We start from the raw sequence: 14477 nt of genomic DNA on the forward strand, positions 1-14477 counted from the left end.
AAGACGCACTTCTAAAGAAATGCGTCTTTTTTTATACAGTTGCATTTAAGTGCATAAGTTTTTCAGGATTCACCATCATATAAATGTTTGAGATTTTCTCATTCTCAAATGTAAATGACAGCACATAAGTCACTTTATTATTTACTTTAACAATAACGCCTGGGGCACCATTTACCATTTTAAAATCAACATTGTACTCTACCGGGAACTTCTTCCCTATTCCAAAGAATAAACGTATAATTCTATCTGCAGAATAAATTGGATGAATTGCAGTTGTAACTTTACCACCACCATCTGCTTTCAATATTGCATCTATTTTTAATACTTCTAACATACCTTGCGCATCCCCACACTGTAATGATGATATAAATTTCTCCACATAAGCAGCCATCTTTTTCGTACTTAATGTTGACTGCTTCGGCTTATCCAAAATACTTTTTCGTGCACGTTGAAAGATTTTTCGGCAGTTCGCATTACTCTTATCTACAATTGAAGCGATTTCTTCGTAGTCATAACTGAAAACCTCTCTTAATATGAAAACAACCCTCTCTACCTCAGTCAGTTGTTGTAAAAGTAATAAATATGCCGTAGAAATTGATTCTTTCATTACAAATGACTCTGATGGATCATTAATCTCTTCAACAAATGGCTCTGGCAACCACATCCCGACATATACGTTACGTTTATGTGCTGCCGAACGTAATTTATCAATTGAGCGGTTTGTTACCATTTTACATAAATATGCTTTCATATTTTCAATAGATTGAATGTCCTCCCTTTTATTAAGCGATATAAATACGTCATGGACGATATCTTCAGCATCCATAACACTCCCAAGGATTCTGTATGCTAACGAAAATAATAATGATTGATACGTTTCATATAATTGCTCCGCTTCCATGATGAACTGCCTCACTTTCGGATTGCTTTAAAATGTGTAACGCTGCACGTTTTCCGCTTGCTACCGCAGCATCAGCTAATATTTCATCATGTCCAACCCAATCTCCTGCAATATAAACACCTGGCATTTCACGTATATTAGGGCCAGGGTTTTCAACACGGTCAATATGAGGAAAATCATGTACTACCGATATTTTCGGTAAATATTGCTGTGCAACAACTTCTCTTTTCCAATTCGGATGTAACAATTCCATTGTATTTTCTAACTGTTCTTTATCTTCTTGAATATGATTCAGCTCTAGCACAGGGTTGTGATACTTAATTAGACTCACTGCAATTGATCCATCTTCACTTAATTTAGCTGCTCTCGATTGATTTGTGAAAAATATAGGTTGATCTAATCCCAATGCAAAATGATGCAAAGGATTCGGTAAATGTTTTAAACCGATATCTAACGCTGCCGCGGTCACTTGTATAGATTGTTCACTCCATTTTTGCAAACTTGTTCCTTCTGCACCTTTTATAATTTTACAAGCCTCTTTCGGTGGAGTTGTTACAATGACTGCACCTGCTTCAAATATTTCATCGTCAAAACATTGTATTCTTTGTTTCCCTTCACAATACTCTATTTTCAACACATTCTTTTTAGCTAGAAATTGCACACCACTAGTACTTGCAATACCCCTTAAATTTGTTATTATCGTCTCCCAACCACCATCTACATAAAGTACTCCTTCTTTCATTGAAAGCTGTATTTGCTTTAATACTGAAGATGCTAATTGTATTGTAGGAGCATACGTATATGTTGTTGTTCGGCATAATGCATAAAATATATTTCGAACCATTGGATCTTTAATTTCATTTTCTGCCCATGTAGTTAGGCTCATTTTCGGAACTTTTCCTACATCTAATTTTCCTAAATGAATCATAAGACGAGAGAACTGTAGTTTTGCAGACCATGAAAGTAACGGTGTTGATAAAATTGAGCGAAAATCTGTTGGGATGGTAAAAATATCCCCTTTCCATATTCCATGTGCTTTTGTAGATGGGATTCCACCTGGAAGATTTACACCTAGCTCATTAAAAGTTATAAACGCTTCTCCACCTCTATATAAAGCATGTGCACCAAGATTCATACAAATGCCCTTTTTATTTATAGTCATCCCTCGACCACCGAAGTGACTGGACTTTTCTAATACAATAACTTTCCTTCCAGCTTTCGCTAAATATATAGATGCTGTTAATCCAGCAAGCCCACCACCAACAATTACTACATCCAAATTTTTCATAACAAAATCCCTCCTTCTCCGTTCTACATACAAGACGAACGATTAACGAGGGATGTGACATTCAGTGATACATAATTTATTTTCTAATCCATTACATGCTGGTGCCAAATTTCACTTTCTTCTTCACTCATCCCTCCTATTATTTTTGAAAAATCTATTTTCCTATCAAATGATTCTTTTAACTTATAAAATTGTTCAAACGATCCTGTAAATATTTCTAATGAATGAGAACAACAAATTGTTTCAAGGTTATCAATTGTCGCGCCATCTAATTCCAATTCCTTTAGTCCTTTCATTTTACCTAATGCAGCTCCATCCTTTACTTTTGTATCTGTCAACTTTATATTTTGAATTGATGAATTGTGTTTTAAGCAATTTAAATTAGCAATGATGCTATTTTCAAATTCAATTGTTATTAATTTTTTTAAATTTTGCAATACAAGCAATTCCAATTCACTAACATTCTCTAAACTTAAAATATATAAATGCTTTAAATTATCTACTTTCGAAATCGCATAGAGCTGTTCACAATTTGAAATAAGTACTGTAAGAGATTCTAAATTTTGAAACTTCGGTAGCAACGAAAAATCTTGAATACTAGTATGTGAAATGTCTAATTTTTTTAATGATGATATTTCTACAAGTTCCGATAGATTATTTATCTTCGTATTCTTTATATTCATTTCTTGTAAGTGCTGCAAACGTAATAATGGCGTTAAATCTTGAACCGGGTTATTTACTAAATACAACTTCTTTAAAGAATCTACTCGTTCTAATCCTGTTAAATCTTTAATTTCATTTCCAGATAAAATTAGTTCTCTCACTTCCGTACACATCTGTAACGGACTAATATCTACTAATCCATTTCCACCTAAATATAATCTCTTCTCTCTAATAAACTTGCCTGCACACTCAGGTGGACCCACTATATTTCTCCAATTCTCATCTAAACTATCGTACCAATCATTAATATTATTTTCAGATTGAAATATAAATTGAGGATGTAAAACAGGTAATTCAATATTAAATAAAGCGTCTAAAAAGTGTATATTATCGTTAGCACCATAGCTCCAATATAAATAGTCTTCTTCTTGGTGAATGGTAAATTTTTTAACTTTTAGTGTTTGTAAAATAAATAGTAACAAGTCTGAAATTCTATTCGCAATTACATATTTTACTTCTTCATCTCGTCCAAAATTAATAACTTGCCCCACTTTTCCCTTTTCATCTGGATCAACATCTATTCCTATATTGTTACCGCCATAATCTTTACTAATAGGTATCCAATTGTGATTCACATATCTTTCCTTAATACATTCTGTTGGTATTGAAAATGCATCAAAATTTAAAAAATCATCCTCTTCAATTCTTTTCCATATTCTCCACTCATCCAAAACTTGATCTAATGAGAGAAATGGCAAACCAAAAAACAACCCTGGTCCTGATTTATCCTCTCCGTTATGCGCAAGATAAAGATTACGTAATTCATCTGGAAACGCAATTCCCATTTCATTTTCAACATCTTGAATTTCTTCTATTGTTGCAGGTGCATTCAAAAACGGTTGAAAGTAATTTTTCAATTCAACTTCCAACTCTTTTAAAATAGTATGATTCATTTTCTGTACTCCCCTTGTAATTCAAATTTAAAAAGTGCCATTATTTACATTAATTGTAATTAATAGCGACTTTTTTCGCAATGAAACTATTGTAATTTTATTGCGTACAAACGAACAATTTTATCACTTTACAAGCCAAGATCTGCAACACTTTCACATTTCAATAACTAGACTCATATCCTAAATTCAAATTGCATGAAAATATAAGAAAGGCGGGTAATACAAATGACTTCTAGTATCGACTACACTGCCCCTTCAACTAATTTCACCTACGATGTAAGTAAAAGTAATTTTTTTCAGAAAGATGCCCAAAATTATATAAACGTACTTGGCGTGAAACAATTAAATACGTTAGAAAATACTTCTTTATTAGATATTTATTTAAGTACAGGAAATGTTATAGAGCCGCATATTCATCAAAATGCAGCTGAACTTGTTTACTGTATTTCAGGATCTGCGGTTGTTTCTTTACTGAATCCTTTTACAAACCAAATATTAAACTTACCGATAAAACCAGGGCAAGTTGCCAACATTCCAAAAGCGTGGTGGCATTATGAAATTGCTACAACAGATAGTACTCATTTATTAGCTATTTTCGACGCCCCAACACCAGAAGTTATTTTTGGTTCTGATATTTTAAGATTAACTCCCGCTAATATAATGGCTCATACTTACTGTCTCGATGAACAACAATGGAAACAAGCGGTAGCCCCTATTCAATCCACTACAGTAATTGGTCCGTCAGCAAACTGTAATCAAAACCGCGGAATGATAAACCCACCAACTCAGCCTCCTAGTCCACAACAAAATTTATATTACCAAGATTCATATTATTTCCCTCTCTACTGGGGATATTAATCTATAGCATGAAAAGACCATCATAATCTCCTCGGAAAATACGTAGGAGATTTTTTATTGTATACCCTCCATTGCTATTTTTTATCGTAACAATTAATAGAGTACATACATATAATATTTATATATTTAATTGGAGGTGATAGTACTATGAGTAATTATAACTATCGAAAAAACTACTCTCATAATAAAAATAGTAGTTCATCAACATCCTCTCAGTCTTCGAACTCTCAATCTTCCAATTCCCAATCACAAAGAGATTTAGCCGAGCAAGGATATGTAAAGAAAAAAGGATGTAACTGCAATAAAAACAAATAGTTTATTACTAATTTGAACAATAATATTTCAACGCTCACGATAAATTTATTTTATGGATGAATTCTATTTTTAATAGAATTCATCTTTTTTATTTATAGAAAATTTTTAAAAACCTTACAACTGATTTCATAAACAATAATATATAAATCATAAATTTTATTTTTCTCATATACCAACTTATGACAGGATAATTCCTCAATTGATTTATCAACTATCTTCCCATAAAATATAGCCCACCCTAATAAAATTAGGGTGGGCTATATACAAACGCCAATTCAAATTTCAAACAGGTGTTGTAACAAACTAGACGATATTAATACCTGCACTTACAAACCCAGCTACTGCAGCTATTGGACTTGCTGCTGTTAACGAAACATACAGTAGTACTTTATCTCCAGCAGCTACCGGAATAGCTTCAGGTATGATACCTGATGCTGTGTCCAAAATAGCTATAACAGCAAATGCCGGTGTTAATAATAAAGGTGCTCCCTGAACTGTAAACGTATTACTTGCTGCTGGCGCAGTTAATATTTGAATCTGCACTTGAACAGGTGATAATGGAGCTAATGCAGCTGTTGCACTAAAGAAACCTGCTAACGACGTAATAGTTCCTGCTCGTGGTGCTACAAATGCATAATCACCTACACCTAACGCTAAAGTAATACTAGTTCCACCAGTTAAAGCTACACCAGGCTGACTAAATCCAAATCCAAGAAGAGTTCCTGTATTAGCTACTAATGCGTTAACTAACGCTGCTGGTGTTGTACCTGAAGCGAATGGAATAATAGCTCCGCCACCTGTTGCACCAGTTGATCCAGTTGCTCCCGTCGGGCCTGTTGCTCCCGTTGGACCTGTTGCTCCTGTCGGGCCTGTTGCTCCTGTTGCTCCTGTCGCTCCTGTTGGGCCTGTCGCTCCCGTTGCTCCTGTGTCCCCTGTTGGACCTGTTGGGCCTGTTGCTCCTGCTCCTGTCGCTCCTGTTGGACCTGTTGCTCCTGTCGCTCCTGTTGCTCCTGTTGCTCCTGTTGCTCCTCCGCCAGTACCTGCTGGACCCGTTGCTCCTGTTGCTCCTGTTGCTCCTGTTGGACCTGTTGGACCTCCTCCTGGAGTAGCACCAATTAGTTGAACTAATAAGTTTAATAAAAGTTGTAAACTTGCCGGATCAATTTTTAAAGAAAAGAAGAATGGTGCAAGAGCACTGTAGAATTGTTGCAATAAGGAAAGTAATTTGCTTAAATCTGGATTAGGAGATTGTAGTACATTGATAATACTTTGAATTAATTGTTTTAAATAATTACCTTCTGGAGAAGGTGCTAATTCATTTAGTAAATTCAATAGCTGAGTAAACAAATTGAGTAACGCTAATCTGTTTGCATCACTTGGATTTGCAAAAAACGCTGCAACCGCCGAAATTAATGAGTTTAGTAAAGTGATTAATCTACCTAATTGTTCGCTAGTAATCGGTACTGTTTGTGGGTTATTACAACAATCTGGTGTGAAAACTATCGGATTATTGCAGTTGTTGTGACCAAAACAATTATTATGTGACATTTATTTCCTCCTTACTCATCTTATATTTGAGTGTTTTCCTATTATAAGAACTATAAAATTGTGTATAGGTTTCATTCACTTAAAATAGGAAACATGAATAATAATTAAACTGAAAAAACGTTATTTAATTATGTTCATGACTCACATATTAATTATATGTTTTTAATAATTGACTGCTTAGATTAAACACCTAAACTTACGAGTTTATTTTATTTTTCCACGTTTATCTCTTAGGTCCAAAAGCACATTTTTATTTAAATATAAAAACTAAACATTAGTATATAAACACCACCACCCTTTCAGATCAGTAACAATAATAATTTTGCTAAAACTAAGTTCTCTCAATAATTAGAGAGCCGTTTCTATTATAGAAAACTCGCATACAATATATCGGACAAGTTATTCTATACTTCGTTCCAAAAAAATAATTTAGGGGGTGAAAATTAATTGCCAATCATCCAACCTTTTATGGCATCTAGAAGATTTACATCTACACTAGGAGCTGGAACAGGAACAGGTGCAGCTTTCGCAATTGCTGCAACAGCTTGTTTAAATGATGCCGGTACTACTGCAACTGCTTTTCCGACTTTTACGTATTATAACTTATATGTAAACGGCATTCTTCAACCCAGTGTGAACTCTAGTGTTACTACTGGACCTACTGGTGCTATTACAATTCCTGGCGGAGATGCATTAGACGGCGGAATTCCAATTACAATCGAATTTATCGTCACTTAGTGTTATCTACTTTAAAGTAAAACAAAAAGACAGATTCTTTTTATTTAAGAATCTGTCTTTTTTAATTAATAATGATAAATTGCAAAATAATTGATGAACCTTGTGATGGTGGTTGATCATCCAATAAAGTTAACTGACCAGTACTAACCTGATAAAATGGTTGTGGTTGAAGTATTCCATTAATAAACAAATTAATATAGGAAACTTCATCAGGAGATAATATGTGAGTTGTACCATATTGAGCTATCCCATCCGAATCTGTATATATAAATTTTACTCCATCTGCAAAAGTGTAAAATAATAAATTAGTTGTTGTTATGGGACCAATAACTCCAGTTGGACCTGTTGCTCCTGTTATTCCTGTGACTCCCGTTGTTCCTGTTGCTCCTGTTATTCCCGTCGGACCTGTTGCTCCCGTTGTTCCTGTTATTCCCGTCGGACCTGTTACTCCTGTTGTTCCTGTTGTTCCCGTTGTTCCCGTTGCTCCTGTTGTTCCCGTTGCTCCCGTTGTTCCTGTTACTCCTGTTACTCCTGTTACTCCTGTTATTCCCGTCGGACCTGTTACTCCTGTTGCTCCTGTTGCTCCTGTTACTCCTGTTAGTCCTGTGGGACCTGTTACTCCTGTTGTTCCTGTGACTCCTGTTGTTCCTGTGACTCCTGTTGTTCCTGTTACTCCCGTTGGACCTGTTATTCCCGTTGGACCTGTTGCTCCCGTTGGACCTGTTGCTCCCGTTGGAATATAAATTGGCGGAAGAGCTGGAAAGGTAGGTCCAATATTTTCAGATCTTATCATACCTTTATTCAACGATAATTTGTCATTGCGGTTCAATTTAATACCTCATTCCACATTTCCGTTTACTTATTAACAAAATATAACATCTATCATTTTAGAAAAATTCTATAACTTTTTCATATTAAAATGACTTTTACATATAATAAACTTTTTACCGTTGCTATCACTAGTAGTATTAATATAATAAAATGATAGTTCCATTTCAAAATACTAAATCGGTTACGTTCTAATTTAAAAATGAGGTGATTTATATTCAGGATAAGAATAAAGAAATAAAAAAAGAACTATTATCAATGGCTCTTGAAATTATTCTTCCATACAGACTTACAGGTCCTACTGGGCCCACAGGTAATACCGGACCCACAGGCGTTACTGGACCCACAGGTATTACTGGACCTACAGGCATTACTGGACCTACAGGCATTGCTGGACCTACAGGCGTTACTGGATCCACAGGTATTACTGGATCCACAGGTATTACTGGACCTACAGGCATTACTGGATCTACGGGTATTACTGGACCTACAGGCACTACTGGATCTACGGGTATCACTGGACCTACAGGCACTACTGGATCTACGGGTATTACTGGGCCTATTATCACAACAAACTCAATGTTCGCTAATAATACGTTAGGTGGTCCCATTTCAGTCATATTAGGTGGAACTAATATTCCACTTTCTAATAATCAAAGTCTAGGTAATTTTACAGTGAACGCTTCAAATGATATATTTACAATTCCTGTTACTGGGAGATATTATTTAACCTATCAAGTTAATACGACAACTGCACTACTTGCTGGTACAAGGCTACTATTAAACTCTTCAACTCCACTTCCCGGATCTATTTTTTCACCCGCAATATCAACTTCAAATTATAATAATAATTTAATAACCAATTTAATTGCCGGTAATACAATTTCACTTCAACTATTCGGCGTATTATCCATAGTTAATTTAGTTGGAGGCGGTTCAACAGGTGCCTCTTTAACAATTATACGAATCGATTAAAAAATGATTCGTTCTTTTTATAATAATCATTCTGAAATTCTAAAATAGTAACTATTCTGTCAGTCCTAAAGCGAATATTTCAATAACCTCACGATAATAATAATGCAATAAAAAACACTTTGTACTATATTGACAGTAGAAATTATCTATACTAAATTTTCCGTATATACATTATCAATTTACACTTCTCCCTACAGATGTTACATTGAATAAGAAGACAGTTTCTCAAATGCGAACCATCTCAAAACGTATTTGAGAAATATACTCCAATCCTATACGCGAGAGCAATACTGTGTCGACACTCAAACGAGTGTCTTTTTTTTATAAATTTTAAAAATAAAACCATCTCTTATTGATGGTTTATCAACACACACTGCTTTATATTCTTGATGCCATAATAAGTTTATGTAGCTGGATAATAAATGGTCATACTTAACCGAGTTAGCGTACTTCCAAAATTATGATAAGAGTGCTTTCTATCTGCCTTAAAGCGAATTGAATCTCCGCTATTTAATTTATATTGACAATCATTTATTTCAATCGTCAATTCCCCTTCAAACACCGTTATAAATTCTTCTGTCCCTTCTTTATGACCTTCTGAACTTAATTTTCCTTCTGTTTCAATTTCAACGGTATAGATTTCAAAGTTCCTATCATCTTGAAAAGGAAAAGAAGGATACACTTTATATTTCCCACTGTCTTCTGATAATACTTGAACATCATTTCGTAACACAATTTTTGTATCCGGTTGCGGATTATTGATTAAAGAAGTAAAAGACACTTTCAAACCATTAGCAATTTTCCATATCGTTGTTAATGTTGGACTTGACTCTCCTCTTTCAATTTGTCCAATCATCGTTTTACTGACACCTGTTAATTGAGAGACCTTTTCTAAACTCATTTTCTCTTTTTCACGTATTGTTTTTAAATTTTTTGCTAAAATAAGTTGAATTTCTTCCATAAGAAACACCCCTACACTATATACAATATAACGACCATTATGTATAATAAAAAGCACACGTTATATTGTTCTTTTCGGTCATTATAACACACAAAATAAATAATTAGGGGGTTTTGAAATGCCTATATTTTCTTTTTTATTATTTGTTTTTATAAGTAGCTTCACACCCGGACCTAACAATTTTTTAGCTATGACATATGCCAATCAACACGGTTTAAAAAGGAGTATGCAATTTTGCTTTGGAGTAGCTTTCGGTTTTTTCATCCTCACTTCATTATGTAGCTTCTTTAATATTGTACTAATTAATATCCTACCTATAATCGAATTCCCTTTAAAAATTTTAGGTGTAGCATACATGCTATATTTAGCCTTTAAAATACTCACTAGTAAAACTAGTACAGATCCAGATGAAAAACATAATAAAAACTTATTTACAGTCGGGATTTTTATTCAATTTGTTAACCCTAAAGGGATTCTCTTCGGGCTTACTGTAGTTTCAACTTTTATTCTCCCTTACTATAATTCGTATTCGAGTTTTCTATTTTTCTCATTATTTCTAGGAGTAGTCGGGTTAATGAGTACATTCAGTTGGAGTTTATTTGGTTCCATGTTCCAAAAACTTTTATTAAAGCATACTAAATCATTCAACTTCATTATGGCCGTTTTATTAATTTTTAGCGCTATTTCAATTGTAGTCAATTAAATTTAAATTCTTTTTAAAAGTATGTTTTATAAATATAGCTGCTATTCTTAATAAACCTCCCACTAACATGTAGCACTTATAAAGTTTTAAAGCGAGAGTCTCCTATATCTAATTATACTCATACGAGATAATATTATAAAAAGAGGATCACACATAATAAGTAATCCTCTTTTTACGTTCTATTTTTCAAAAAATATTCTGTTCTATTAAACTAAAACCTTTACTTAACTTCATACCACCAGCCTTTACGATCAAGATAATCCGTCATTCCTTTAAGTTGCGCAGCTGAAGTTGGTTCAGAGATAAAATATGTTAGACCATCAGATTGTAAAATGAAGTTAGCTGTCATTTTTAGTGACGTTAACGCTCCCATTACATCAGGTGTTTCATACGGCGAAAAAGCCCCTGATTGAATGATATTTTTTTGGGCTGGTGGAGTTGTCCCACCAGATTGCCCAGTTAATGCATAAACAATTGAATTAGCAATCTTATCTGGATTCCATTTTGCCATATCTGCTTCATTATCAATAAATCCAAGTTCAATTAAAATTGCGGGTGCTTTCGTATTCGATAACACATAAAGGTCTTTTCGTTCCTTCGCACCACGATTTGACCAGCCAATATCTTTTGAAAGTTGTGCCGCTATCTTAGCTGATAAAGCTTGTTGGTCATAGTACAAAACTTCAACACCATTCGCTTTCGTATCATATGAGTTTAAGTGAAATGAAACTACTAAATCTACATCATGTGAGTTTGTTTTTGATACAATATTATTTAAATTTTGTGCTTGCGTTGTCCCTACTTCATCGGTATCATCATAAACTGTATGCCCCAATGCTCTTAATTTAGCAACAACTGCATCCTTAACTTGGCGATCCATAATGTGTTCTTTCCGATTCCCATAATTTGCACCCTGTACAATACTATTGTGCCCTGCATGTAAACTATACCTAGCCATTGTTCCACATCCCTTTTTTACTACTATATTCAAAGCTCGTCTTATTGTCCGGTCAAATATCCTGTACATCTCCAGCAAATAAAATTTAGACGCTACTCTATTTTAAAGTTGCGGTTTTTACACATTTAAACTGTTTATTTCAAAATCTTTTTATTATAATACAGAAAAATGCATTATAATATAAGTTACTGTTCTTTAGGAGGGGTTTAATGGCTGATAAATATAAATTTTTGATACTCATTGTTACAACATTTTTTTCTTTCTTTTCCTTAATAAAAGATTTCCGTAACACTTCAAAAAGTTTCTTTTGGGGAAGCTTTGCTATTTTAACGAGCTTTATATTATTATTAACTCACGCTTTAGAATTGACTCCAATACTTCTCTATTCAGCACAGATGGCTCTTGAGATTATTACAATTCCACGTAAATTAATTCTTCCATCTGGCACTGAAGCTGCTAGTTTTTGCTAACAATTCGCATATCTAAAAAATTTCAAGTCTATATTTCTAATTATCTTTATAAATATAAAAATGCGGTTTCTCCTTCCTAGAGAACCCGCATTTATTTTTTATGATGAGGTGAAATATATGAGAAACGGAATAACCGTCAGACAAAACCCAATAAATATGCCAGAACCAGTAGGAAACTATACACATATTACTAAAATCCCTAGAAATGCAGAGTTACTTGTGTCATCAGGACAGATCAGGATAAATCAGGACGGCCAATTCCCAGAAGGTATGAATGAACAAATCAATAGCACTTTAAAAAATATAAGCAAAGTCTTAGGAACTGAAGAATTAACTGCTGCGAACATTATAAAAGTGAATATATGGGCAACAGAAAAAATTGATTGGGAACACATGGATTTTGAATGGAAACAATTATTTAATACTGAATACCCAGCAATGACAATTGGATATATTTCAGAATTAAGATTACCAGAAATTAAAATAGAAATATGGGCAGCTAGACCATAATATAAATACACACTTCATTCCATTTAGAGAGCAGTTAGCTTTTGCTAGCTGTTTTTTATTTGTAACCCTGTTAGACAAGCTTTCATATAATATAGTCATTCCTTTCTTAAAAATTAAGCTCGTCACTTGAGTTGTGAAAATATGATTAAATCCTATAACCTTTTCAGAAATCATTCATATTTTATTTTTGAAAAAGTGCTTTGTTTTATAAAAAGGTGGTTGCGGAAACAACCGCCTTTTTGTTTATGAAAAAAGCATTATTTTGTTGAGTTGTATTTACATGAATAAATTCACTATATTTACATATCCCCAAAATTTATCGCTGCAATTACATACTTTTTCTTTTAATCATGGTCCTTAAAATAATTTAGATTGTTATGAGTACACATTTTTTGTGTGCTTTTTTCATATCTCTATAAAATAACGCTTTCATTTCAAAGTTTTATTGTTATTAAATTATCTATTCTACTCCTCTTCTCTTGTTCATATGCCGAGTTGTTTATTCATAAATTAAAAATAATTGACATAACTGAATGGAGGCTAACTATGTATTTTGCAAATATTATTAAATACGGACGCGTTCCGCACTTTAACTCTAACTTCCCTTTGATTTTATTTTGGAGTCAGAAAAGTGGCTGTACTTCACTTGCACATTGGTTTTTTTATCAAATAAATTTATTTAAACAAGCCATAAAATACAATTCCTTCATCCATAATTACGAAAATGAAATATACAAAAACTCCCCAGACTACTTTATTGAACTAGCTGCGGCTTTATATACAAACGGAAAAGATTCCTATAAATTAGTGAGAAACCCCTATACAAGAGCTGTAAGTTCATTCTTTTCACTAATTGCCCCTCCTCACATAGAAAACCCCGCATGGAATCCTATTCGGAGTTTTTATTATGGTAATGAATTTTGTAATAAGCCTATTTCATTTAAAATCTTTCTCTACTATTTACAAGCGCGAATGATCGATTTAGAACAAGTAGATCCACATTTAATGCAGCAATATGAACCAGATGAGGAGGAGTTTGTTACAAAGTATATCTACCTTGAAAATTTCTCTACTGAAATTGTACGCTTAGAACAAACATATCAGTTAAAAACTTCTCCTTTACACATACTAACCAAATCATGGCATCATCAGAAGGACAGGGCGATTTTTAGAGGTGATTTTGCAGATGCTGATATTACCGATCCTTTATTCCCACGCCTCCCAACATACGATAGTTTTTATAATCATGAAACTATCCAATTAGTACAGGATATTTTTAATAAAGATTTTAGCACGTACAATTACCCATTAACTCCTTTAAAAAACAAGTGATTTTCTAATTGTAGTTTCATATATTATAGAGAAACTTAAATTCACCTATTTAAGTTTCATATATTATAGAGAAACTTAAATTCACCTATTTAAGTTTCCTCATAAAACTCTCGTAGTAAGTTGGGACACTGGAAACAGTGTATTTTTTAATAAAATTCAAATTGTATTATTTATCAAGTTATTAAAACGTATAAATATAACGTGAAACACTCATTAAGGTTATCTTCATTCGTTCTATTTGTTCCACTTCCGTTATATAATCAAAATTCAATTATTTTACTATTAAATACAGAAACTTCAATTCCCAAACGATTAGTCTCAATTGTTAAAAAAATCAATTTCATAATTCACATCATACTCATGCAACACTTTTTTTGGAACAATTTTACACCCTAAAATTACAAGTGAACGATTGAGGCATAAAGGTGTTTTCATAAGCTTACGCATGTTTTACCTTGGATACAAGAATACGCAGT

General features: G+C 33.4%; 14 protein-coding genes. 7 read left to right on the forward strand and 7 right to left on the reverse strand.

What is annotated here, in order from left to right; translation table 11 throughout:
* Positions 1 to 31: 31 nt before the first annotated feature.
* The 3 genes from MR113_RS07190 to MR113_RS07200 all read right to left on the reverse strand — a co-directional run bounded on the left by MR113_RS07190 (position 32) and on the right by MR113_RS07200 (position 3805).
* On the reverse strand, positions 32 to 901 hold the full coding sequence (locus MR113_RS07190; RefSeq protein ID WP_242252858.1) for an RNA polymerase sigma-70 factor: 870 nt from the start codon (positions 899 to 901) through the stop codon (positions 32 to 34).
* Positions 879 to 2189: a phytoene desaturase family protein gene (locus tag MR113_RS07195; protein WP_242252860.1), complete on the reverse strand. Its 1311-nt coding sequence runs from the start codon at positions 2187 to 2189 to the stop codon at positions 879 to 881. Before MR113_RS07195 ends, MR113_RS07190 begins: the two co-directional genes overlap by 23 nt.
* Before the next feature lie 83 nt (positions 2190 to 2272).
* On the reverse strand, positions 2273 to 3805 hold the full coding sequence (locus MR113_RS07200) for an SMI1/KNR4 family protein (protein WP_242252877.1): 1533 nt from the start codon (positions 3803 to 3805) through the stop codon (positions 2273 to 2275).
* 225 nt (positions 3806 to 4030) lie between these two features.
* Here MR113_RS07200 and MR113_RS07205 point away from each other — a divergent pair, with 225 nt between their 5' ends.
* Positions 4031 to 4663 carry a cupin domain-containing protein gene (locus tag MR113_RS07205; protein WP_242252879.1) on the forward strand — a complete coding sequence of 211 codons (633 nt, stop codon included), beginning with the start codon at positions 4031 to 4033 and terminating at the stop codon, positions 4661 to 4663.
* 618 nt (positions 4664 to 5281) lie between these two features.
* On the opposite strand, the gene MR113_RS07210 is transcribed toward MR113_RS07205, so the two are convergent.
* The gene (locus MR113_RS07210) at positions 5282 to 6526 is read right to left on the reverse strand and encodes an exosporium glycoprotein BclB-related protein (protein WP_242252881.1); all 1245 of its coding nucleotides are present in this window, start codon (positions 6524 to 6526) and stop codon (positions 5282 to 5284) included.
* Between the two features lie 447 nt (positions 6527 to 6973).
* Here MR113_RS07210 and MR113_RS07215 point away from each other — a divergent pair, with 447 nt between their 5' ends.
* Complete coding sequence (locus MR113_RS07215; RefSeq protein WP_001121647.1) at positions 6974 to 7264, forward strand: DUF4183 domain-containing protein; 291 nt, start codon at positions 6974 to 6976, stop codon at positions 7262 to 7264.
* A gap of 61 nt (positions 7265 to 7325) precedes the next feature.
* Here the strand turns inward: MR113_RS07215 and MR113_RS07220 are convergent, their stop codons facing one another.
* Complete coding sequence (locus MR113_RS07220) at positions 7326 to 8093, reverse strand: DUF4183 domain-containing protein (protein WP_242252883.1); 768 nt, start codon at positions 8091 to 8093, stop codon at positions 7326 to 7328.
* 206 nt (positions 8094 to 8299) lie between these two features.
* On the opposite strand from MR113_RS07220, the gene MR113_RS07225 reads away from it, so the two are divergent.
* Positions 8300 to 9067 (forward strand): BclA C-terminal domain-containing protein, encoded by a 768-nt coding sequence (locus MR113_RS07225; RefSeq protein ID WP_242252885.1) that lies wholly within the window; start codon positions 8300 to 8302, stop codon positions 9065 to 9067.
* 403 nt (positions 9068 to 9470) lie between these two features.
* Here the strand turns inward: MR113_RS07225 and MR113_RS07230 are convergent, their stop codons facing one another.
* Positions 9471 to 10085, reverse strand: coding sequence for a helix-turn-helix domain-containing protein (locus MR113_RS07230; RefSeq protein ID WP_242252887.1), 615 nt, complete (start codon positions 10083 to 10085; stop codon positions 9471 to 9473).
* 61 nt (positions 10086 to 10146) lie between these two features.
* On the opposite strand from MR113_RS07230, the gene MR113_RS07235 reads away from it, so the two are divergent.
* Positions 10147 to 10731: a LysE family transporter gene (locus MR113_RS07235; protein WP_242252898.1), complete on the forward strand. Its 585-nt coding sequence runs from the start codon at positions 10147 to 10149 to the stop codon at positions 10729 to 10731.
* A 220-nt stretch (positions 10732 to 10951) separates the two neighbouring features.
* Here the strand turns inward: MR113_RS07235 and MR113_RS07240 are convergent, their stop codons facing one another.
* Entirely contained in the window at positions 10952 to 11689 is a 738-nt protein-coding gene (locus MR113_RS07240) for an N-acetylmuramoyl-L-alanine amidase (RefSeq protein WP_242252907.1), read from the reverse strand.
* A gap of 209 nt (positions 11690 to 11898) precedes the next feature.
* Between MR113_RS07240 and MR113_RS07245 the strand changes: the two genes are divergently transcribed.
* From MR113_RS07245 to MR113_RS07255, 3 genes are all read left to right on the forward strand, one after another.
* Entirely contained in the window at positions 11899 to 12159 is a 261-nt protein-coding gene (locus MR113_RS07245) for a hypothetical protein (protein ID WP_242252909.1), read from the forward strand.
* A 117-nt stretch (positions 12160 to 12276) separates the two neighbouring features.
* Complete coding sequence (locus tag MR113_RS07250) at positions 12277 to 12669, forward strand: RidA family protein (RefSeq protein ID WP_242252911.1); 393 nt, start codon at positions 12277 to 12279, stop codon at positions 12667 to 12669.
* Positions 12670 to 13215: 546 nt separating this feature from the next.
* Entirely contained in the window at positions 13216 to 14001 is a 786-nt protein-coding gene (locus tag MR113_RS07255; protein ID WP_242252913.1) for a sulfotransferase family 2 domain-containing protein, read from the forward strand.
* Positions 14002 to 14477 lie beyond the last annotated feature (476 nt).

The sequence above is a fragment of the Bacillus cereus group sp. BfR-BA-01379 genome (assembly GCF_022663605.1).
Lineage (GTDB): Bacteria > Bacillota > Bacilli > Bacillales > Bacillaceae_G > Bacillus_A > Bacillus_A mobilis.

Excerpts from the sequence above, each read along its gene's own strand:
- MR113_RS07195 (WP_242252860.1), bottom strand. The coding sequence starts at position 2,189 with ATGAAAAATTTGGATGTAGTAATTGTTGGTGGTGGGCTTGCTGGATTA.
- MR113_RS07235 (WP_242252898.1), top strand. The coding sequence starts at position 10,147 with ATGCCTATATTTTCTTTTTTATTATTTGTTTTTATAAGTAGCTTCACA.
- MR113_RS07205 (WP_242252879.1), top strand. The coding sequence starts at position 4,031 with ATGACTTCTAGTATCGACTACACTGCCCCTTCAACTAATTTCACCTAC.
- MR113_RS07240 (WP_242252907.1), bottom strand. The coding sequence starts at position 11,689 with ATGGCTAGGTATAGTTTACATGCAGGGCACAATAGTATTGTACAGGGT.
- MR113_RS07245 (WP_242252909.1), top strand. The coding sequence starts at position 11,899 with ATGGCTGATAAATATAAATTTTTGATACTCATTGTTACAACATTTTTT.
- MR113_RS07250 (WP_242252911.1), top strand. The coding sequence starts at position 12,277 with ATGAGAAACGGAATAACCGTCAGACAAAACCCAATAAATATGCCAGAA.
- MR113_RS07200 (WP_242252877.1), bottom strand. The coding sequence starts at position 3,805 with ATGAATCATACTATTTTAAAAGAGTTGGAAGTTGAATTGAAAAATTAC.
- MR113_RS07190 (WP_242252858.1), bottom strand. The coding sequence starts at position 901 with ATGGAAGCGGAGCAATTATATGAAACGTATCAATCATTATTATTTTCG.
- MR113_RS07210 (WP_242252881.1), bottom strand. The coding sequence starts at position 6,526 with ATGTCACATAATAATTGTTTTGGTCACAACAACTGCAATAATCCGATA.
- MR113_RS07255 (WP_242252913.1), top strand. The coding sequence starts at position 13,216 with ATGTATTTTGCAAATATTATTAAATACGGACGCGTTCCGCACTTTAAC.